General features: G+C 70.2%; 16 protein-coding genes. 7 read left to right on the plus strand and 9 right to left on the minus strand.

Translation table 11 applies throughout. The features are described 5' to 3' along the window. Nucleotides 1-65: 65 nt before the first annotated feature. Nucleotides 66-1,757 carry an NADPH-dependent assimilatory sulfite reductase hemoprotein subunit gene (locus AB7F93_RS02055; protein ID WP_428301217.1) on the plus strand — a complete coding sequence of 564 codons (1,692 nt, stop codon included), beginning with the start codon at nt 66-68 and terminating at the stop codon, nt 1,755-1,757. Nucleotides 1,758-1,767: 10 nt separating this feature from the next. Further along, the gene (locus AB7F93_RS02060; protein ID WP_428301218.1) at nt 1,768-2,550 is read left to right on the plus strand and encodes a sulfite exporter TauE/SafE family protein; all 783 of its coding nucleotides are present in this window, start codon (nt 1,768-1,770) and stop codon (nt 2,548-2,550) included. Between the two features lie 196 nt (nt 2,551-2,746). Here AB7F93_RS02060 and AB7F93_RS02065 read toward each other — a convergent pair whose 3' ends face one another. The 7 genes from AB7F93_RS02065 to AB7F93_RS02095 form a co-directional block, all read right to left on the minus strand. Then, nucleotides 2,747-3,454: a phosphoadenylyl-sulfate reductase gene (locus tag AB7F93_RS02065; RefSeq protein WP_428301219.1), complete on the minus strand. Its 708-nt coding sequence runs from the start codon at nt 3,452-3,454 to the stop codon at nt 2,747-2,749. Between the two features lie 114 nt (nt 3,455-3,568). Next, a complete protein-coding gene (locus AB7F93_RS02070) occupies nt 3,569-4,753 on the minus strand; it encodes a patatin-like phospholipase family protein (RefSeq protein ID WP_428301220.1) in 1,185 nt (394 codons plus the stop codon). Between the two features lies 1 nt (nt 4,754). Further along, the gene (locus tag AB7F93_RS02075) at nt 4,755-5,453 is read right to left on the minus strand and encodes a type 1 glutamine amidotransferase (protein WP_428301221.1); all 699 of its coding nucleotides are present in this window, start codon (nt 5,451-5,453) and stop codon (nt 4,755-4,757) included. 21 nt (nt 5,454-5,474) lie between these two features. Next, the gene (locus tag AB7F93_RS02080) at nt 5,475-6,353 is read right to left on the minus strand and encodes a trypsin-like serine protease (protein ID WP_428301222.1); all 879 of its coding nucleotides are present in this window, start codon (nt 6,351-6,353) and stop codon (nt 5,475-5,477) included. A 6-nt stretch (nt 6,354-6,359) separates the two neighbouring features. Further along, on the minus strand, nt 6,360-8,267 hold the full coding sequence (gene cysN, locus AB7F93_RS02085) for a sulfate adenylyltransferase subunit CysN (protein WP_428301223.1): 1,908 nt from the start codon (nt 8,265-8,267) through the stop codon (nt 6,360-6,362). Further along, a complete protein-coding gene (gene cysD, locus AB7F93_RS02090) occupies nt 8,267-9,166 on the minus strand; it encodes a sulfate adenylyltransferase subunit CysD (protein WP_428301224.1) in 900 nt (299 codons plus the stop codon). The genes cysN and cysD overlap by 1 nt, the downstream gene beginning before the upstream one ends. A gap of 319 nt (nt 9,167-9,485) precedes the next feature. After that, nucleotides 9,486-10,820: a M18 family aminopeptidase gene (locus AB7F93_RS02095; protein WP_428301225.1), complete on the minus strand. Its 1,335-nt coding sequence runs from the start codon at nt 10,818-10,820 to the stop codon at nt 9,486-9,488. 150 nt (nt 10,821-10,970) lie between these two features. Between AB7F93_RS02095 and AB7F93_RS02100 the strand changes: the two genes are divergently transcribed. The 3 genes from AB7F93_RS02100 to AB7F93_RS02110 all read left to right on the plus strand — a co-directional run bounded on the left by AB7F93_RS02100 (nt 10,971) and on the right by AB7F93_RS02110 (nt 14,879). Then, a complete protein-coding gene (locus tag AB7F93_RS02100) occupies nt 10,971-12,191 on the plus strand; it encodes an MFS transporter (protein ID WP_428301226.1) in 1,221 nt (406 codons plus the stop codon). A gap of 45 nt (nt 12,192-12,236) precedes the next feature. Beyond that, the gene (locus AB7F93_RS02105; RefSeq protein ID WP_428301227.1) at nt 12,237-13,568 is read left to right on the plus strand and encodes an MFS transporter; all 1,332 of its coding nucleotides are present in this window, start codon (nt 12,237-12,239) and stop codon (nt 13,566-13,568) included. Between the two features lie 108 nt (nt 13,569-13,676). Next, nucleotides 13,677-14,879 (plus strand): EAL and HDOD domain-containing protein, encoded by a 1,203-nt coding sequence (locus AB7F93_RS02110; protein WP_428301228.1) that lies wholly within the window; start codon nt 13,677-13,679, stop codon nt 14,877-14,879. Nucleotides 14,880-14,943: 64 nt separating this feature from the next. Here the strand turns inward: AB7F93_RS02110 and AB7F93_RS02115 are convergent, their stop codons facing one another. Beyond that, on the minus strand, nt 14,944-15,540 hold the full coding sequence (locus AB7F93_RS02115; RefSeq protein WP_428301229.1) for a CDP-alcohol phosphatidyltransferase family protein: 597 nt from the start codon (nt 15,538-15,540) through the stop codon (nt 14,944-14,946). Between the two features lie 106 nt (nt 15,541-15,646). Beyond that, nucleotides 15,647-16,678 carry a dihydroorotase gene (pyrC, locus tag AB7F93_RS02120; RefSeq protein ID WP_428301230.1) on the minus strand — a complete coding sequence of 344 codons (1,032 nt, stop codon included), beginning with the start codon at nt 16,676-16,678 and terminating at the stop codon, nt 15,647-15,649. A gap of 166 nt (nt 16,679-16,844) precedes the next feature. On the opposite strand from pyrC, the gene aceE reads away from it, so the two are divergent. Both aceE and aceF read left to right on the plus strand, forming a co-directional pair. Next, nucleotides 16,845-19,559: a pyruvate dehydrogenase (acetyl-transferring), homodimeric type gene (gene aceE, locus AB7F93_RS02125; RefSeq protein ID WP_428301231.1), complete on the plus strand. Its 2,715-nt coding sequence runs from the start codon at nt 16,845-16,847 to the stop codon at nt 19,557-19,559. A gap of 21 nt (nt 19,560-19,580) precedes the next feature. After that, entirely contained in the window at nt 19,581-21,200 is a 1,620-nt protein-coding gene (gene aceF, locus AB7F93_RS02130) for a dihydrolipoyllysine-residue acetyltransferase (RefSeq protein ID WP_428301232.1), read from the plus strand. Nucleotides 21,201-21,258 lie beyond the last annotated feature (58 nt).

Consider the following 21,258-nt stretch of genomic DNA (forward strand, 5'->3'; position numbering starts at 1 on the left):
GGGCGCGAATCTCCCCGGCAACCCGGCTGGATTTTTCCAGCACTTTTCCCGACAGGGCTCATCCCATGAACGCGCCTGATCCCAACACGCTGAACGAAGTCGAGCAGATCAAGAGCCGCAGCCGGCACCTGCGCGGCACCATCGCCGATGGCCTGGTCGACCCGCTGACCGGCGCCATCGCGGCGTCCGACAACGCGCTGCTGAAGTTCCACGGCAGCTACCAGCAGGACGATCGGGACCTGCGCGACGAGCGCCGTCGCCAGAAGCTGGAACCGGCCTACCAGTTCATGATCCGCGTGCGCCTGCCGGGCGGCCAGTGCACGCCGGGAGAGTGGTTAGCGCTCGACGACATTGCCGGCGCGCACGCCAACGGCACGCTGCGCCTCACGACGCGCCAGACGTTTCAGTTCCACGGCATCCGCAAGCCGCACTTCAAGCCGGCCATGCAGGCCATCCGCGCCGCCGGGCTCGACACCATCGCCGCCTGCGGCGACGTGAACCGCAACGTGCTGGCGAGCGCCAACCCGCACCGCTCGCCGCTGCACGCGGCGGCTGGCGACCTCGCGCGCGCCATCAGCGAGCACCTGCTGCCGAAGACCAACGCCTACGCGGAAATCTGGCTCGACGCGCCGGCCGTGGACCCCGGCGCGGAGGTCGAGCCCATCTACGGCCCGCTGTACCTGCCGCGCAAGTTCAAAATCGGCATTGCCGTGCCGCCCGACAACGACGTGGACGTGTACGCGCAGGACCTGTCGTTCATCGCCGTCGAGGACGATGGTCGGCTGGCCGGCTGGAACGTGCTGGTCGGCGGCGGCATGGGCATGACGCACGGCGAGAAGGCCACCTACCCGCGTCTGGCGGACCTGCTCGGGTTTTGCACGCCCGAGCAGGCGATCGCGGTGGCCGAGCAGGTGGTGTGCGTGCAGCGCGACTTCGGCGACCGCAGCAACCGCCGCCACGCGCGCCTGAAGTACACCATCGACGACCGCGGCGTGGACTGGTTCAAGGCCGAACTCGAAAGTCGCCTCGGCTTCGCGCTGGCCCCGGCGCGGCCGTTCACGTTCGATCACAACACCGACGCCTTCGGCTGGCAGCAGGGCCCGGACGGGCGCTGGCACTACACGCTGTTCGTCGAGAACGGCCGCATAGCCGACCGCGGCGCGCGGCGCCTGCGCGCGGGGCTGCGCGAAATCGCCCGCGTGCATCGGGGCCTGTTCGCGCTCACCAACAACCAGAACGTCACCCTCGCCGGCGTCGAAGCCGACGCGCGGCCGGCCATCGAGGCGCTGATCGCCGAGTACGGCCTCGAACGCGAGGTGTCGCTCCTGCGCCGCAACGCCATGGCCTGCGTGGCGATGCCGACCTGCGCGCTCGCCATGGCCGAGAGCGAACGCTACCTGCCGGATCTGATCACGCGGCTCGACGAGGTGATCGCCGCCTGCGGCCTGTCGGATACGCCAATCACGCTGCGCATGACGGGCTGCCCCAACGGCTGCGCGCGGCCGTACATCGCGGAAATCGCCCTCGTCGGCAAGGCGCCCGGCAAGTACAACCTGTACCTCGGCGCCGGCTTTCACGGGCAGCGTTTGGGCAAGCCGTACCGTGAGAACATCGGCGAGGATGCCATCGTCGAGGCGCTGACGCCGCTGCTGCAGCGCTTTGCAGTCGAACGGCACATGGGCGAGCACTTCGGCGATTTTCTGGTGCGCGCGGGCGTGGTGGCGGCGGTGGCTGCCGGGCGCGACTTCCACGACTGACCGGTGACATATGGAAGGTCTGAACGCCTTGGCCGGCTTTGGCGTAGGCCTGCTGGTGGGCCTCACCGGCGTCGGCGGCGGAGCGCTCATGACGCCCATCCTGGTGCTGCTGTTCGGGCACGCGCCGGCCGTCGCCATCGGTACCGACCTGTGGTTTGCAGCGCTCACCAAGTCGGCCGGCAGCGTGCTGCACCACGGCCGCGGCACCGTCGACTGGGAAGTCCTGCGCCGCCTGTGGACGGGCAGCCTGCCGGCGGCCCTGGTGACGCTGCTGTGGCTGCACGTCAGCGGCTTCGACAAGCTGCACCACGACGGCCTGCTGGTGGCGCTAGGCGGCGTGCTGCTGCTGACGGCGCTCGCCATGCTGTTCAAGGCGCGCATCCATGCCATCGGGCAGGGGCTACGCACGCACACGCCAGTGGCGTTCAAGCGCGCGCAGCCGGCGCTGACCGTAGCGGCTGGCGCCCTGCTCGGCTTTCTGGTGACGCTGACGTCGATCGGCGCCGGCGCGCTCGGCGCCGTGATGCTGGTGTACCTCTACCCGCGGCGGCTGACCCCGGCGCGCCTGGTCGGCACCGACATCCTGCACGCGGTGCCGCTGACGATCCTCGCCGGCAGCGGCCACCTGCTGCTCGGCAACGTCAACCTGCCGCTGCTCGGCAGCCTGCTGCTGGGCTCGATCCCGGGCGTGCTGCTCGGCGCCCATTTCAGCACCCGCGCGCCGGACGGCCTGCTGCGGCCGGTGATCGCCGGCGTGCTGGTGCTGGTCGCGATCAAGATGCTGCTGGGCTGAGCGCCGCAGCCGGCCGCCCGAACCCTTGTTTACGGCCTGCTAAAGGAAGCGCTGATTTATTCAGCGGTTCCTTCCGGGGCAGGATGCCCCGGCCTGAATCGAGGGCGTAAGCCCTTGATTCAGGGAGCGCCGTGCGGGCCTGTACCGCGCGGCAGCGAGCTGAAAAAGTCCAGGGACGGAATTTTTCAGCGCTTCCCTAAATACTGGCGTCGGGCAGCGGTGTGCGGTCTACCGGCGTCTCGCTTGCGTCCACCGCTCGCGCCGGCCCGTGCAGGCCGCACTCGCGCGGGCCGTCCTGCTCCCACCACCAACGCCCGGCGCGCGCCTCCTCGCCTACCGTCACGGCCCGCGTGCACGGCGCGCAGCCGATGCTCGGAAAATGCCGGTCGTGCAGCGCGTTGTACGGGATGTCGTGGGCCCTGATGAAGGCCCACACGTCGGCCTCGCCCCAGTCGGTCAACGGGTTGAACTTGAGGATGCCGCGCTGCTCGTCCCACTCGCGCTCCGGCAGCACCGACCGGTGCGCACTCTGATCGCGCCGCCGACCGGTGATCCAGGCACCCTGCCCGGCGAGTGCCCGGACCAGCGGCTCCACCTTGCGGATGGCGCAGCAGGCACGGCGAAGCTCCACGCCATCGTAGAAGGCGTTCACGCCGTGCCGGTGCGTGAACGCACGCAGCGCGTCGGCGTCCGGGTAGTACCAGTCGATGTCGACGCCGTAGCGGCGGCGCAGCGCCTCGGCCACGGCGTAGGTTTCTTCCGGCAGGCGGCCGGTGTCGAGACTCACCGTGCGGATGGCCGGCGCGTGGCAGGTGATGAGGTGGGTCAGGACCACCCCTTCCGGGCCGAAGCTGTTGGTGTGCACGGCGGGACCGTGCGCCTGCGCAGCCTCAAGCACGGCCACGGCATGGAGGACGAGATCGGAGGCAGCCATTAACGACGGCACCTGACAGCAGAATCGGGGACCGTCAGGGTACGGACGCGGCTTATTCTTTAGAATTATTTAATTCTCATATTCTTATGCCTGCAACCCGCGAAGATCGTGGATCGGCGTCCGGTCTTCCGGCCCGATCAGCGTCGCCATGACGGCGTCCTTGCGCCGCTCGGCGTCCGCGTAGCCCAGATCCATCAGCTCGCTGCAGAACGCGCCGTCGAACAGCAAGTAGCTCGGCAGCGGCGACAGCTCGCCGAAGGCGCCGATGCCGCGCAACAGGCGCCGCACCGGGCGCGGAAAGCGGCCGCTGTGGCGCGTGGCGAGCGCGCGCAGGTCGACGCTCGGCGTGAGCACCGCGGCGTCGACGTGCCGCAGGCGGCGGCCATAGCGCTGCGGCGGTTCGGCGCCCGCCCGCTGCACCAGCTCGTTCAGGCCCTGCAGGCGCTCCAGGTTCGGGCCGACGCCATCCATGAACAGCGAATCCAGCACGTAACCGGCGATCTTGCCGAGCGTAGGGTACGGCGGCGGGTGCGGCAGCGGCACCGGATCGCTGTTGCGCGTGGACAGCACCAGCAGACGCTCGGCGCCAAGGTTGATGGCAGTCGACAGCGGCGTGTGGTCGCGCATGGAGCCGTCGCCGTACCAGTCATCATCGATGCGCACCGCCTCGAACAGCAGCGGGATGGCCACCGACGCCATCACGTGATCCAGCGTCAACTCGACCGGCTGGCTCAGCATCCGTTCGCGGCTCCACGGCGGCAGCTCGCTCACCGCCTGATAGAACGTCACGCCGCGCCCGCTGCCGTAGCCCGACGCGGTAAGCCCGACCGCGTCGAGCGCGCCGCGGCGCAGCGAGAAATCGATGCGCGCGAAGTTCACGTGCCGCTCCAGCAGCGCCCGCAGCGGCTGGCAGTCCAGCAGCGCGCGGGGGTTGTGGCCGGCGAGTCCGCCGCGCAGCAACGCCCACAGCCAGTGCGCGGCGCGGCCGTAGATGGCGCGGCGGTCGCAGCGGAACACGTCGCCCACGCGCAGCGTGTGCCACACGCCGGCCAGGCCCTCGACGCCGCGCGCGAAGTTGCCGGCGCGCGTGGCCAGCACGCTCGCGTTGATGGCGCCGGCCGAGCTGCCAGTGATGACGGTAAACGGCGATCGCCGCGGCCGGCCGAGCCAGTCGCTGATCGCCAGCAGCGCGCCGACCTGATACGCCGTGCGCGCACCACCGCCGGTGAGGACCAGTCCCAGACCCGGCGCGGCGCGCGGGCGGCTCACCTCAGGCGGCGGCGAGTCGGTCGAGCCAGGCGTGGAGCAGGCGCCGGGCCGGCTCGAAATGCGCCTGCTCGGCGCGCATGGCGTCCGCCGACTGCACGCTCGCCGACGGTTTCAGGCGCGCGCCGAAGGTGTCGGCGAGCGCCGCGACGCCGGGCGGGTCCATCTCCGGGTGGCACTGCACGGCCAGCACGCGCTCGCCGTAGCTGAACGCCTGCTGCTCGAAGTGCGCGCTGCGCGCGATGTGCCGCGCGCCGACCGGCAGGTCGAAGGTGTCGCCGTGCCAGTGGAACAGCGTCTGCGGTGCCGGCAGGTCGGCCGCGAAGGGGCTGCCGGAATCCGCCACCGCCTCGACCGGGAACCAGCCGATCTCGCGCCAACCGGACGCGAACACCCGCGCGCCGAGCGCCGCGGCGATGAGCTGCGCGCCGAGGCACACGCCGAGCACCCGCCGGCCGGCGGCAATCGCCGCCTCGATGAGCGCGATCTCGGCCGTGAGGTGTGGGTACTGGTCGGCCTCGTAGACGCCCATCGGCCCGCCCATCACCACCAGCCAGTCGAAGGCGTCGGGCGTCGGCAAGGTCTCGTCCGCGTACAGGCGCGTGCAGGACAGCGCGAACCCGCGCCCGTGCGCCCACGGCGCGATGAAGCCCAGGCCCTCGAAGGGCACGTGTTGCAGCCAGTGCAGGCGGGTCGGGGGCATGTTCGGTGGGTCAGAAAGCGGTCAACGCGGCGGTGCGCCGATTGTGCCGGCGATCCAGCCGGCGTAGGGCGCGATGAGCATGCCGCCGCCGCCCGAGCCGAAGCGCGGCGTCGGCGGACCGCCCGCGCGGCCGAACACGAAGGTGTTGACGCCGGCGACCCGCCAGCGGCCGTCGGTGTCACGCAGCAGCGCCGGGCTGCCGGAATCGCCGCCCGCAAGCGTGCCTTCCAGCGTGTTGCCGAGCGTCGGGCCGCCCATGAAGCCCCTGTCGAGCGGCCCGTCGAAGTCGAACAGGTACACCTGCGGCACGCGCATGGGCGGCACGACCTCCAGCACGTCGGCGCTGTTGAGCGCCACGCGCCGTACCTGCGCCGCGCCGGGCACTGTCTCGCCACCCGCGCCGCTGCCGGTTGCACCGTAGCCGACCAGCGTCAACACCGCGCCGGGGTGCAACGGCGTCGTGGCCAGCACGTAGGTCGGCGCGCCAGCCGGCGCCGGCTCGGCGAGTTCGAGCAGCGCAAGATCGTCCGCGTAGCGCTGGCCGGCCAGGGCGCGGAAATTCGGGTGCAGCACCACCCGTCGCACGGCGAGCGGGTGGCTGAGATCACCGGTCAGGTTGAGGTTGAAGCGCAGGCGCCCGGCGGGCTGGCCGGCGGCGACGTGACCGGCGGTCAGCACCCAGCGCGGGGCGACGAGACAGCCGCTGTAGACGCCGGCCGTCGCGCGTCCATCGGCGGCCAGCACACGGATGCTGCCGACGCCGGCGAACGGCGAATCCGGCCGGTTGGCATCCACCCGCGCGGCGGGACTGTCGGGCGGGGCGCCGGCCACGATGGCGCCGACCGGCACCGCCGCGGCCATCAGCAGCAGCGCCGTCCAGCGCCCAGCAGGTTTAAGCACCCGCGTTTACGCACCGATCAGGCCGCGCTCGCGCAGCAGCGCCAGCACGGCGTCGGCGGCCTCGTCGGCCGACAGCGCGCCGGTGTCGAGACGCAACTCCGGCGTCTGCGGCGGCTCGTAAGGCGAATCGATGCCGGTGAAGTTCTTGAGTTCGCCGCGGCGCGCCTTCTTGTACAGGCCCTTCACGTCGCGCGATTCGGCGACCGCCAGCGGCGTGTCGACGTGGATTTCGATGAACTCGCCCTCCTCCAGCAGGCCGCGCGCCAGCGCCCGCTCGGCGCGGAACGGCGAGATGAAGGCGGTCAGCACCAGCAGGCCGGCGTCCACCATCAGCCTGGCGACTTCCGCCACGCGGCGGATGTTCTCCACCCGGTCGGCATCGGTGAAGCCGAGGTCCTTGCTCAGGCCGTGGCGCACGTTGTCGCCGTCCAGCAGATAGCTGTGGCAGCCGGCGGCGTGGAGTTTTTTCTCGACCAGGTTCGCGATGGTCGACTTGCCGGCGCCGGACAGGCCGGTGAACCACAGCACCGCCGGCTTGTGGCCCATGAGGCCTGCGCGGGCCGCCTTGTCGATGTCGACCGCCTGCAGGTGAATGTTGTGCGCGCGGCGCAGCGCGAAGTGCAGCATGCCGGCGCCGACGGTGGCGTTGGTCAGGCGGTCGATGAGGATGAAGCCGCCGGTGTCGCGGTTCGCGGTGTAGGGGTCGAACGGCAGCGCGCGGTCGAGCGCGAGGTTGCACACGCCGATTTCGTTCAGCTCGAGCTGCTTGGCCGCAAGGTGCTCCAGCGTGTTCACGTTGACCTTGTACTTGGGCTCGGTGACGGTGGCGCTGACCGTGCGCGTGCCGAGCTTCAGCCAGTACGGGCGGCCCGGCAGCATGGGCTCGTCCGCCATCCACACCAGCGTGCACTCGAACTGGTCCGCCACTTCGGCCGGCGCGTCGGCGGCGCAGATCACGTCGCCGCGCGAGATGTCGATCTCGTCCTCCAGCGTCAGTGTCACCGACTGGCCGGCCACCGCCTGCGGCCAGTCGCCACCAAAGGCCACGATGCGCGCCACGCGGCTCTCGCGCCCGGACGGCAGCACGCGCACCCGATCTCCCGGGCGCACGCTGCCGCTCGCAATCAGGCCGCAGAAACCGCGAAAGTCGAGGTTCGGGCGGTTCACCCACTGCACCGGCAGCCGCAGCGGGCCGCCTTGCAGGCGCGTGTCGTCCAGCTCGCAGGTTTCGAGAAACGCCATCAGCGTCGGGCCGTGGTACCAGGGCGTGCGCTCGCTCGGCTCGACGATGTTGTCGCCCTTGAGGCCGGACAGCGGGATGGCGGTGATGTCGGCAAGGCCGATCTGCGCCGCGAACGCGCGGTAGTCGTCCTCGATGCGCCGGAACGCGGCCTCGTCGTAATCCACGAGGTCCATCTTGTTGATGGCGAGCACCACGTGACGGATGCCGATCAGCGACACCAGATAACTGTGGCGGCGGGTCTGCGTGAGCACGCCCTTGCGCGCGTCGATGAGGATCACCGCCAGGTCCGCCGTGGAGGCGCCGGTGATCATGTTGCGCGTGTACTGCTCGTGGCCCGGCGTGTCGGCGACGATGAACTTGCGCCGGTCGGTGCTGAAGAAGCGGTAGGCGACGTCGATGGTGATGCCCTGCTCGCGCTCGGCGGCCAGCCCGTCCACCAGCAGCGCGAAATCGATGTCGCCGCCCTGCGTGCCCCAGCGCTTGCTGTCCGCCTCGATGGCGGCGAGCTGGTCGTCGAACAGCATCTTCGACTCGAACAGCAGGCGCCCGATCAGGGTGCTCTTGCCGTCGTCGACGCTGCCGCAGGTGATGAAGCGCAGCAGGCTCTTGCGCTCGTGCTGGACGAGGTAGGCCTCGATGTCGCTTGCGATCAGGTCCGACACGTGCGCCATCAGAAGTAGCCCTCCTGCTTTTTCTTTTCCATGGACGCCGCCGCGTCGTGGTCGATCATGCGGCCCTGGCGCTCGGAGGTCCGCGTCAGCAGCATCTCCTGGATGATGGCGGTCAGCGTGTCGGCTTCGGACTCGACGGCACCGGACAGCGGATAGCAGCCGAGCGTGCGAAAGCGCACCTTTTTCATCATCGGCGCCTCGCCGGGGCGCAGGCGCATGCGCTCGTCGTCCACCATGATCAGCGTGCCGTCGCGCTCCACCACCGGCCGCTCGGCGGCGAAGTACAGCGGCACGATCGGGATGTTTTCGAGGTGGATGTACTGCCACACGTCGAGCTCGGTCCAGTTGCTGATCGGGAACACGCGGATCGACTCGCCCTTGGTCTTGCGGCCGTTGTACAGGCGCCACAGCTCAGGGCGCTGGTTCTTCGGGTCCCACTGATGCTGGGCGCTGCGGAACGAGAAGATGCGCTCCTTGGCGCGGGATTTTTCCTCGTCGCGCCGCGCGCCGCCGAAGGCCGCATCGAAGCCGTGCAGGTCCAGCGCCTGCTTCAGGCCCTGCGTCTTCCACATATCGGTGTGAATCTGCGAGCCGTGGTCGAACGGGTTGATGCCCAGCGCCTTGGCTTCCGGGTTCTGGTAGACCAGCAGCTGCATGCCGAGCTCGGCGGCCATGCGCTCGCGCAGGGCGTACATGTCGCGGAACTTCCAGGTGGTGTCCACGTGCAGCAGCGGGAACGGCGGCGGCGCCGGGAAGAACGCCTTGCGGGCCAGGTGCAGCATCACCGCGCTGTCCTTGCCGATCGAGTACAGCATCACCGGCCGGTCTGCCTCGGCCACCACTTCCCGCAGGATGTGGATGCTTTCAGCTTCGAGGCGTTGCAAATGGGTCAGGATCATGACGGGTCCGGTGCGGGGCAAGCTGAAGGAATCGCGGGAAAGCGCGCCTAGCCTAGTTCAGGGCGCGAAACAAGGCCGGGGGACACGATTTCCCCACAGCGCAGGAAAAGTCCTTGTGCAGGGCGGCGAAACCGGAGATCGGCTCCCGATTCGGCTTCGAAATACGCTTTAACTGACTGTTCCATAATGAACATGAAGAATTGATTAAATGCTGGGCAATCTGTGCTCGGGCTCGCATTCATGCGCGCTTGGCGGGCTTGTTCCGGCAGTAGTCCACAAAGTTATCCACAGCCGCTGGGGATAAGCGACAACGGCGTTTTCAGGCCCGAAAAAACTCCATCAAGGCCCGGCACATAGCGTCGTGGTCGGCGGCGCCGGCGCTCTCGCGGGCGCTGTGCATGGCCCACATGGGGTTGCCCACGTCCACGCTGCGCAGGCCCAGGCGCGACGCCGCCAGCGGGCCGATGGTGCTGCCGCAGGCCATGTCGGTGCGCTGCACGTAGGCCTGCCAGGGCACCCCGGCGCGCTCGCAGGCCAGCTGGAACACGCCAGCCGACAGGCCGTCCGTGGTGTAGCGCTGGCTGGCGTTGGTCTTGATGACCGGGCCGCCGTTCAGGTGCACGCGGTGCTGGTCGTCGTAGGCGCCGGCGTGGCCGGGGTGAAACGCGTGCGCCATGTCGGCGCTGACCAGCACGCTGCGTGCCAGCATGCGCCGGTAATCGGCACGGTCGAGGCCGCCACCGAGCGCGATGCGCTCCAGCACGTCGTCGAGAAAGCTGCCGTCGGCGCCCTTGGCGCTGGTCGAGCCCACCTCCTCGTGATCGAACAGCAGGCACAGCGAGGTCGCTGGCGGCGGGTCGGCATCGGTATCGAGCAGCGCCGCGAGCGCCGCATGACTGGACCCAAGGTTGTCGAGCTGCGAGTCGGCGATGAACTCCTGCTGCGGGCCGAAGAACGCGCCCGGCTGAGTGTCGTAGACGTTCAGATCGAAGCCCAGGATGTCGGCCGGCTCGACCGCGAGCTGCGCAGCGAGCAGCCGCGTCAGGTGCTCGGCGGCCGGCAGCCCCTCCTCGACAGCGCCCAGGATCGGCGGCAGCGCCGCCTGGCGGTCGAGCTTCAGGCCGTCCTCGTTGACCTTGCGGTTGAGGTGTATGGCGAGGTTCGGAATGCGCAGCAACGGGCCATCGAAACGCACCAGGCGGCTGTCGACACCCAGCGGCGCCGTCGGCGCGCGCAGCGCCACCCTGCCGGCGAGGCCGAGATCCCGGTCCGTGAACGTCGCCAGGATCGGCCCGCCGTAAATCTCGACGCCAAGGCGCAGCCAGTCGCCGCGGGCCTCGCCGGCGCGCGGCTTCACGCGCAGGCCCGGCGAGTCGGTATGCGCACCGATCAGGCGCACTCCCGCTTCGACCGGCGATGCCTGGCCTATCCGGAACGCCGCCAGCGTCGAGCCGTCGCGGATCACGTAACAGCGATCGCCCGGCGCGAGTCGCCAGGACGCCGTCTCATCGAGCGGCCGGTAACCGGCGCGCTCCAGCATCGCGACGGCGCTCGCGACCACATGCCACGGGCTCGGGCTCGCGTCGATGAATTCGAGCAGCCCGCGGGCGCGCTCGCGGGCGGCGGGGGAAACGGGCAGCAGCGGGCTCGGCATGGCGTGGGCGGCGATGTGAGGGGTGCCCGCATTGTAAGCAGCCCGGCGGGCACGGGCCGGGTTATCGTTGGGCCACCGGTCCGACCGGAATAAAACCAGTTGGCTTCGCCACGACCGCGGCGGCACTGCAAAAAGATCGAGGGGAGAGACATGGAGGCGAGCATCGACGCGGCCCCGGTCGCGTGCTGCGGGCGGACCACCGCGCGCGTGGTGGCGCTGTGCCTGCTGGTGATCGTGCTGGACGGCTTCGACATGCTGGTGATCGCGCTCACCGCGCCGGCCATCGCCGCCGACTGGGCGCTGCCGGCGGCGCGTCTTGGGCCGGTGTTCGCAGTCGGCATCCTCGGCATGATCGGCGGCTCGGTGCTGATTGCCCCGCTCGGCGATCGCATCGGCCGTGCGCGGGTGCTGATGCTGTGCTGTGCGCTGTTCGGCGTGTTCGCCGGCCTCACGGCGCTCGCCACGGGCTACACCTCGCTGCTCGCGCTGCGCTTCCTGACCGGGCTGGGTCTGGGCGGCGCGGTGCCGAACGCCACCGCGCTGATCTCCGAACACGCCTCCGCGCGCCAGCGGCCGCTGTTGGTCAGCATCGGCCTCGTGGGCTTCGCGCTCGGCGGCATGCTGTGCGCGGCGCTCGCCGTGCCGCTGGTGCCGCGCTTCGGCTGGCGGTCGCTGTACGTGGTAGGTGGCGTTCTGCCGCTGCTGCTGATTCCGGTGCTGTATCGCTACCTGCCGGATGTCCCGCACGCCCGGCGGGACCATGGCGCCGCGGCCCCCGGCGGCGTGCGGCGGCTGTTCGCACCGCCGCTCGGCGCCGACACGCGGCGCCTGTGGCTGGGCCTTTTCGTCAACATGATGGTGATGTTCTTCCTGGTCAACTGGGTGCCGTACCTCGCCGGCAAGGCCGGCTTCAGCCCGCAGCAGGGCTCGCTCGCGGCGCTGGCGCTGAACCTCGGCGGCGTGATCGGGCCGCTGCTGCTGGCGGTGGTGTGCCGTTACCTCGACGCGCGGCGGGTGATCGGCAGCGCCTTCGTGCTGGCGGCCCTGAGTCTCGCCGCGGTCGGCCACGCCACCGGCAGCTTTGCCGCCTACGTGACGGCCGCGGCGCTGGCCGGGTTTTTCGTGTTCGGCGCGCAGATCACGCTGCACGCGCTGGCCGCGGCGGCATACCCGAGCGCGCTGCGCGCCACCGGCATCGGCTGGGCGCTCGGCTGCGGGCGCGTCGGCTCGGTACTGGGGCCGCTGATCGGCGGCCAGCTGCTGCATTCGGGCGTGCCGCTGGCGCACTACTTCAGCGGCTTCGGGGCGGTGATCTTGCTGGCGGCGGCGGCCACCTACACGCTGAGCGCGCGCGTCGTCGGGCCCGACTAGGGCGCAGCCGCCCTTCGCTTCAATCTCCCGCCCACGGAAACACCGATGAATCGACTACCCCGCACCTGGGACGTGGCCGCGCGGCTCGGCGCGGCGTCGCTCGGGCCGCTGCACTGGCTGGTGCTGGCGCTCACCTTCGCGGTGGCCGTCACCGACGGGCTCGACGCGCAGATCATCGGCTTCACGGCGCCGCAGATCGCGGCCGAGTTCGGCATCGGCAACGACCGGCTGGGGCCGGTGTTCGGCGCCGCGCTGGTCGGCATGACGGTCGGCGCGCTCGTGTTCGGCACACTCGGCGACCGCCTCGGGCGGCGTCATACGACGATCTTCTGCGTCGCCCTGTTCGGCGGCGGCACGCTGGCGACGGCGTTCGTCAGCGACATCACGCAACTCATGGCGCTGCGCCTGCTGACCGGCCTTGGTCTTGGCGGGGCGCTGCCGAACGCCGTGACGCTGGTCGCCGAGTGCGCGCCCACCCGCCACCGCGCGCTGCTGGTGACGCTGATGTATATCGGCTTTTCGGTGGGCGGCATGGTGGGTGGCCTGATCGCCGGCAGTCTCGTGGTCGAGCACGGCTGGCGGGCCATGTTCCTCGTCGGCGGCGGTCTGCCTCTGGTGCTAGCCGTGCTGCTGGTATGGCTGTTGCCGGAATCGCCGCAGTTCCTCGCGCGACGCGACGGCAGCGGCGCCGCGCTGGCGCGACTGCTCGCGCGCGCCGACCCGGCCGGCGGCTACGCCGCGCAGGACCGCTACACCGTGCCCGAGCCGGCGGCGCATGTCGGCGTGACCGCGCTGCTGCGCGACGGGCGTGTGCGCAACACGCTGCTGCTGTGGCTGGCGTTCTTCATCAACCTGCTGGTGCTGTTCTTCCTGATGAGCTGGCTGCCCAAATTGCTGGTCGACGCCGGCGTGCCGCTCGCCCGGGCCATCCGCACGGCGGTGGTGTTCGGCATCGGCGGTGTGCTCGGCGCGCTGGTGCTGGCGTGGCTGTCGTCGCGCTACAACCCGCGCCACATGCTGGCGACCTTCTTCGCCCTCGGCGCGGCCTCCATCATGGCCATTGCCCTCGGCGACGGGCGGTACGCGGTGGTGATGGGCGCCTGCTTCGCCACCGGCCTGTTCGCGGGCGCGGCGCAGGTCGGCCTGTACCCGATCGCAACACAGGTCTACCCGAGCGCCGTGCGCGCCACCGGCGTTGGCTCGGCGCAGGCCTGGGGGCGCATCGGGTCGATCTTCGGGCCGCTGGCGGGCGGCTGGCTGGCGATGCTGCAACCGCGCTTTGCGGCGTATTTCCTGGTGTTCGGCGCGCCGCTGCTGGTGGCGGCGATCGCCATCGCGGCCATGCGCGACGTGAACCCTGCCGGACCCTCGCGATGATCCAGCCCACCACCCGCTATCAAGTGGCGCCGGGGCCGGCCGATACACGCACATGACCGCCGGCAGAACCCACACGGGATTGGCGCCGGACGCAGGAGCTTGCAGGGCATGCGCAACATCTATCTCGGCCGCCAGCCGATCTTCAACAAGGACCTGAAACCGGTCGCCTACGAGCTGCTGTACCGGGCCGGCGACACTGACCATGCCGACAAGTCCGACGCGCGCGCGTCCGCGGACGTGCTGATCAACACCTTCCTCGAAATGGGTGTTCAACGGGTGGTCGGCAAGGCGCGCGCGTTCATTCACGTAACGCCGGAGATCCTCGACGACAACCTGCTGCGCCTGTTCGACCCCAAGCAGCTGGTGCTGCAGCTGATGCCGGACGCGGCGTTTGACGACAACCTGCTGGAATCCGTCAGCCGGCTGCGGGCCAGCGGCTACGGCATCAGCGTGGACGACCTGCTGGTCCACGAGGGCACGCTGCCGCTGCTCGAACTGGCGCACTTCGCGAAGGTGGACTTGCAGGCCGTGCCCGAGGCGGAACTGGCCGAGCACGTGTCCGCCCTGCGCAAACACTCGGTGGCGCTGATCGCCGAGAAAGTCGAGACCCACGAGCAGTTCGCGCTGTGCCAGTCGCTCGGCTTCGATCTGTTCCAGGGCTATTTCTTTGCCCGCCCGAAGCTCGTGGCGAGCCGCACCCTGTTCGAGGATCGCCTCGGCGTGATGCAGCTGCTGGCGGTGCTGCACAGCCCGCGCTCGCAGCTGCAGGACGTGCAGAACGTGATCCAGCGCAGCGTGTCGCTCAGCTACCGGCTGCTGCGCTATGCCAACTCGGCCGCCTTCAACCTGCCGCGCAAGATCACCTCCATCGCCCAGGCCATTGTCATCCTGGGCCAGCGGCGCATCCGCGACATGGCGACGCTGCTGGCGCTGACCGGCTCCAAGGACGTACCGCACGAGCTGACCAGCACGCTGCTGGCGCGTGCGCGGCTGTGCGCGATGTTGGCGCCGCCCGGACGCGACGCGGCGGACTCGGCCTTCACCGCCGGCCTGTTCTCGGGTCTCGACTCCCTGCTGGACAAGCCGCTGGAGCAGTTGCTGGACGACCTGCCGCTGGCCGACGAAGTCCGCGCCGCGGTGCTGGAGCACACGGGGCCACTCGGGCGCATCCTGGCGGGCGTGCTGGCCATCGAACGCGGCGACTTTGAAAACCCGGCCCTGGAGGCGCTCGACGCGCAACTGGCGCCGGCCGCCTACCTCGAAGCCCTCGATTGGGCCAGCGGCGCCGTGTCGGGACTGCGCGCAGCGTGAGCCGCCCGGCGGCAGCGGCAGCGTCCTGCGCCGAGGGCCAAGCCGGCACAGCCACCGCGCCGGGTCACGAATCGATATCTTCGAGTGCGTCCCGCACGTGCGCCATGCGCTCGCCTACGGTGTAGAGGGACAGCACCGCCATCGCCGCGATGGCCGGCCCGAGCAGGCCAAGCAGCAGACCGGCGATGACCAGCACCAGCCGCTCGGCGCGGCTCATCAGGCCGACCTTGCAGTCGACCCCGAGCGCCTCGGCGCGGGCGCGCGTGTAGCTGACCAGCAGCGATCCCAGCAGCGCGACCACTACCAGCGCAACCAGCAGCGGGCGATCGGCGACGGCAAAGTGGTAGGCCACCGCCGCCAGCACGGCGCCCTCGCCGATGCGATCGAGCGTGGAGTCGAAGAACGCGCCGAACGGGCTCGCCTGATCGGTACTTCGCGCCAGCATTCCGTCCACGAGATCACCCAGGCTCGCCACGATCAGCACCAGCGCGCCCAGGCGCAGCCAGCCGAAGGCGATGAGCACGGCCGCCAACGCGCTGACGGCGAGCGCCGCCAGCGTGACCTGGTTGGGCGTGACCTGCCGCGCGGCAAGCCAGGCAACCACCGGCTCAAGCCGCGACCGCAGCGGCCCCTCGATGCGCTCGCGCAGCGTTTCCAGCATGTGCTACTCCCGATGACCTTGTGGGAGGCCCGCCCTCGGGCCGAATGACCGGTTGTTCCAAGATTCGCGGCGAGGGCGCCGCTCCCACGCCCATCAGCGTGGTCGGTCAATCCACCACCTGCCAGGCCACCTGCCCACCGGCACGCAGCGGCACCAGCACGTCGTCGCCAAACGGCAGGCTGTCCGGCACCCGGGCCGGCGCACGGCGCAGCGTGAGCGTGCCGGTATTGCGCGGCAGGCGGTAGAAATCGGCGCCGTGGTGACTCGCGAAGGCTTCGAGTTTGGCTAGCGCACCGGCAGCCTCGAACGCCTCGGCGTACAGCTCGATGCCCGCGTGCGCGCTGTAGATGCCGGCGCAGCCGCAGGCGCTGTGCTTGTCGCGCAGCGGGTGCGGCGCGCTGTCGGTGCCCAGAAAGAACTTTGCGTCACCCGAGATCGCCGCCGCCAGCACGGCCTCGCGGTGCTCCTCGCGCTTGAGCACCGGCAGGCAGTAGTGGTGCGGGCGCAGACCGCCCTCGAACAGCGCGCCGCGGTTCATGGACAGATGCTGCGGGGTGATGCTGGCCGCGACGCCCGCCCGCGCGCCGAGCACGAAGTCCACGCCCTCGCGCGTGGTGATGTGCTCCAGCACCACGCGCAGCAGCGCAAAGCGCTCGACCACCGGCGCGAGGTGCCGCTCGATGAACACCGCCTCGCGGTCGAACACGTCCACCGCCGGGTCGGTGACCTCGCCGTGCACCAGCAGCGGCAGGTCGATGGCCTGCATCACTTCAAGCTGCGGGTAGATGGCCTCGACGCGCCGCACGCCGGCATCCGAATGTGTGGTGGCACCGGCCGGGTAGAGCTTGACGCCGACGATACCGGCGGCCTTGGCGGCCCGCAGTTCCTCACCGGTCGTGGCTTCGGTCAGATACAGCGTCAGCAACGGCGTGAAATCCGCCCCCGCCGGCAGCGCCGCCCGGATGCGCTCGCCGTAGGCCAGCGCAGCGGCCACGGTGGTCAGCGGCGGGCGCAGGTTCGGCATCACCACCGCCCGGGCAAAGCGCCGCGCGGTGTCCGCCAGCACCGCGGCCAGCGCCGGGCCGTCGCGCAGGTGCAGGTGGCAGTCGTCGGGGCGGGCGATCGTCAGCGTGTCCATCGGGGCTCGCACGGGCAAAGACCGCATTATCCGATGGCGGCTGGCGCGCTTGGGGCCGCTGGTAAACTCAAGCCCGTCGGGGCCACCCCCCGGCACGGGCTCCGGGCCGCGGCAGACACAGGGCCGCCGGCCTGCTCCGGCTTCAAACCACACGCGGAGATCCTGCATGAACAAACCGGAAGGCGGCCTGCCTGCGGTAGCTGCGCACGACGTAGACCCCCTCGAAACGCGCGACTGGCTGGACGCGCTGCGCTCGCTCACGGCGGTGGAAGGCGACGCGCGGGCGCGCTTCATCATCGAAACGCTGATCGACGAAGCCGGCAAGCTCGGCGTGACACTGCCGCAGGGCCTGCACACCGCCTACGTCAACACCATCCCCGCCGACCACCAGCCGGCGTATCCCGGCGATCTCGAACTCGAAGGCCGCATCCGCGCAGCGCTGCGCTGGAACGCCATGGCGATGGTCACGCGCGCCAACCGCGAATCGACCGAGCTTGGCGGCCATATCGCGAGCTACGCCTCGCTTGCCACCATCTACGAGGTCGGCTTCAACCACTTCTTCCACGCGCCTGGCGACGCCGGCGCCGGTGACCTGGTGTTCTTCCAGGGCCACACCTCGCCTGGCATGTACGCGCGGGCCTTCCTCGAAGGCCGCCTCACGGAACGCGACCTCAACAACTTTCGCCAGGAACTCGCCGACGGCGGCGGGCTGTCGTCCTACCCGCACCCGTGGCTGATGCCGGAGTTCTGGAGCCTGCCGACGGTGTCGATGGGGCTCGCGCCGATGATGGCGATCTACCAGGCGCGATTCATGGCGTATCTGGACCGCCGTGAAATCGCGCCCATGGACGACCGCAAGGTGTACGCCTTCCTCGGCGACGGCGAGATGGACGAGCCCGAGTCGCGCGGCGCGCTGTCCGTGGCCGGGCGCGAGAAGCTCGACAACCTGATCTTCGTCGTCAACTGCAACCTGCAGCGCCTGGACGGCCCCGTGCGCGGCAACGGCAAGATCATCCAGGAGCTCGAAAGCGAGTTCCGCGGCAACGGCTGGAACGTGATCAAGGTGATCTGGGGCTCCGAGTGGGATGACCTGCTCGCCCGCGACCGCAGCGGCCTGCTGCGCAAGCGCATGGAAGAGGCCCTCGACGGCGAGTACCAGGCCTACAAGGCGCGCGGCGGCAAGTACACGCGCGAGCGCTTCTTCGGCAAGTACCCGGAAACGCTGCGCCTGGTGGAGCACCTGTCGGACGACGACATCTACCGCCTGCGCCGCGGCGGCAACGACCCGCTGAAGATCTACGCCGCGTTCGATGCCGCCGTGAAGCACCGCGGCCAGCCGACGGTGATCCTGTTCAAGACCGTCAAGGGCTACGGCATGGGCACGGCGGGCGAGGGTCAGAACATCACCCACCAGCAGAAAAAGATGACCGACGAGCAGGTGCGCGCGTTCCGCGACCGCTTCCGGTTGCCGATCGCCGACGCGGAGCTCGCCAAGATTCCGTACTACAAGCCGGCCGACGACAGCCCGGAGATGAAGTATCTGCGCGAGCGGCGCGCAGCGCTCGGCGGTTCGCTGCCAGCCCGCCGCGCCCAGGCGCCGCGCCTCAAGGTGCCGGGCATCGACGCCTTCGAGAAGCTGCTGGAAGGCACCGGCGAGCGCGACATCTCGACCACCATGGCCTTCGTGCGCATCCTGACGCAGCTGTCGAAGGACCCGAACATCGGCCGGCACCTGGTGCCGATCGTGCCGGACGAGGCGCGCACCTTCGGCATGGAGGGCCTGTTCCGCCAGCTCGGCATCTACGCGCCGGAAGGCCAGCTCTACGAGCCCGAGGACGCCGGCCACTTCATGTTCTACCGCGAGGACAAGAAGGGCCAGATTCTGGAAGAAGGCATCAACGAGGCCGGCGCGTTCTGCTCGTGGATCGCCGCCGGCACGTCCTACGCCACGCACGGCGTGTCGATGATTCCGTTCTACATCTTCTATTCGATGTTCGGCTTCCAGCGCGTCGGCGACTTCGCCTGGGCGGCCGGCGACATGCGCACGCGCGGGTTCCTCATCGGCGGCACGGCCGGGCGCACCACGCTGGCCGGCGAGGGCCTGCAACACCAGGACGGCCACAGCCACCTGCTGGCCTCGACCATCCCGAACTGCATCGCCTACGACCCGGCTTATCTGTACGAACTCAGCGTCATCATCCAGGACGGCATGCGGCGCATGTACGAGGCCGACGAGAGCGTCTACTACTACATCACGGTCGAGAACGAGAACTACGCCCACCCGCCGATGCCGCAGGGCGCGCGGGACGGCATCCTGCGCGGCCTGTACCGGCTGCCCAGCGCCGCAGGCGACAAGCCCGCGGCGGCCAAGAAGACCAAGACCAAACCGCTGCGCGTGCAGCTGCTCGGCAGCGGCGCCATCCTGCGCGAGGTACAGGCGGCGGCCGAGCTGCTGCGGGAGTACGGCGTCGAGGCCGACGTGTGGAGCGCCACCAGCTTCAACGAGCTGCGCCGCGACGGTCTGTCCGTGCAGCGCTGGAACCGCCTGCACCCGACCGCCAAGCCGCGCCAGAGCTACGTGGAGCAGTGTCTCGACGGCAGCGACGGACCGGTGATCGCCGCCACCGACTACATGCAGGCCTACGCCGACCAGATTCGCCCCTGGGTGCGCGGCCGCTACGAGGTGCTGGGCACCGACGGCTTCGGGCGCAGCGACACGCGCCGGCGCCTGCGGCAGTTCTTCGAGGTCAGCCGCGAGCACATCGCCTACGCGGCGCTGAAGGCGCTGGCCGACGAGGGCACGCTGCCGGTCAAGACCGTCACCGACGCCGCGAAAAAGCTCGGCATCGACGCCGAGCGGCCCGACCCGGCCACCGTCTGAGCGCAGGGAGCGACAACAAGAATGGAACAGAACCTCATCGTGCCCGGTCTCGCCGAGAACGTGCACGAGGCCGACGTGGCCGAAGTGAACATCAAGGCCGGCGACACCGTAGCCGCCGGCGACATCATCCTGACGCTGGAGACCGACAAGGCGGCCATGGAGCTGCCGGCCGAGTTCTCGGGCAAGGTCACCGCCGTGCGCGTGAAGGCCGGCCAGAAGGTGAAGGAAGGCGACGTGATCGCGGTGATCGAAGCCGCCGCCGCGGACACACCGGCGGCGACCGAGCCGCCGGCTGCCAAGGCCGAGCCCGCCAAGCCGCCTGCCCAGCCCGCGCCGACTTCGGACAAAGAGTCAGCGCCCGGCGGACTCCAGCCCGTGCCCTGCCCCGACCTTGGCGAGGGCAAGCACGCGGACGTGATCGAGCTGCTGGTGAAGGTGGGCGACAGCGTGGCGGAGGGCGACGCCCTGCTCACGGTCGAGACCGAAAAGGCTGCGACGGAACTGCCCGCGCCGTTTGCCGGCACGGTGCGGGAACTCAAGGTGAAGGTGGGCGACCAGGTCGCCACCGGCACCGTGGTGGCGATGGTCGAAACCGCGGCGGCGCCGGCATCTGCCGACGAGGCGCCGCGCGCTCAGCCACAACCGGCGCCCGCCGCTACGCCCACTGCGCCGTCCGCACCCGCGCCAGCGACCCCGAGCGCACCGCGCGCTGCCGACAGCGTCGCAACCGCGCCAGCCGGCCAGCCGGCCCACGCCACACCGTCGGTGCGGCGCTTCGCGCGTGAACTCGGCGTCGATCTGTCCAGGGTCCAGAGCAGCGGGCGCAAGGGCCGCGTGACGCAGGAAGACGTGCAGGCCTTCGTGAAGGCCGTCATGCAGGGGGCGACGCCGGCAAGCACAGGAGGCGGCCTCGCGCCGCTGCCGGCGATCGATTTCAGCCAGTGGGGCGAGGTCGAGTCGGTGGCGCTGAGCCGCATCCGCCAGCTCACCGGCGAGAACCTCGGCCGCTCGTGGCCGCAGGTGCCGCAGGTCACGCAGCACGACGAGGCCGACATCACCGATCTCGAAGCCTTCCGCAAGGCGCAAGCGAAGGCCGCCGAGGCGCGCGGCGCCAAGCTGACGATGGTGGCGCTGCTGCTGAAGGTCTGCGCCGGCGCGCTCAAGTCCTTCCCGGACTTCAACGCCAGCCTCGCACAGGACGGCAAGGCGCTGATCGTGAAGCGCTACATCCACATCGGCGTGGCGGTCGATACGCCGGCGGGTCTGGTGGTGCCGGTGATCCGCGACGTGGACCGCAAGGGCGTCATCGATCTTGCCGCCGAGCTTGGCGACCTCAGCGCCCGAGCGCGGGAGCGCAAGCTCAAGGCCGATGAAATGCAGGGCGGCACGTTCACCATTTCGAGCCTTGGCGGCATCGGCGGCACGGCGTTCACGCCCATCGTCAACTGGCCGCAGGTGGCCATTCTTGGCGTGTCCCGCGCGGCCATGAAGCCGGTGTGGGACGGCAGTGCCTTCCAGCCGCGACTCGTGCTGCCGCTGTCGCTGTCCTACGACCACCGCGTCATCGACGGCGCCGCCGGGGCGCGCTTCACGCGCCACCTGGCCGAGCTGCTGGAAGACCTGCGAGGGTTGTTGCTGTAGCTGATGTCGAAAATTTCCTTCCCTGGAAATTTTCGGGCGGCCTGACATCGGGCCTCCT

The sequence above is a fragment of the Immundisolibacter sp. genome (assembly GCF_050250495.1).
In the GTDB taxonomy this organism is placed as follows: Bacteria; Pseudomonadota; Gammaproteobacteria; order Immundisolibacterales; family Immundisolibacteraceae; genus Immundisolibacter.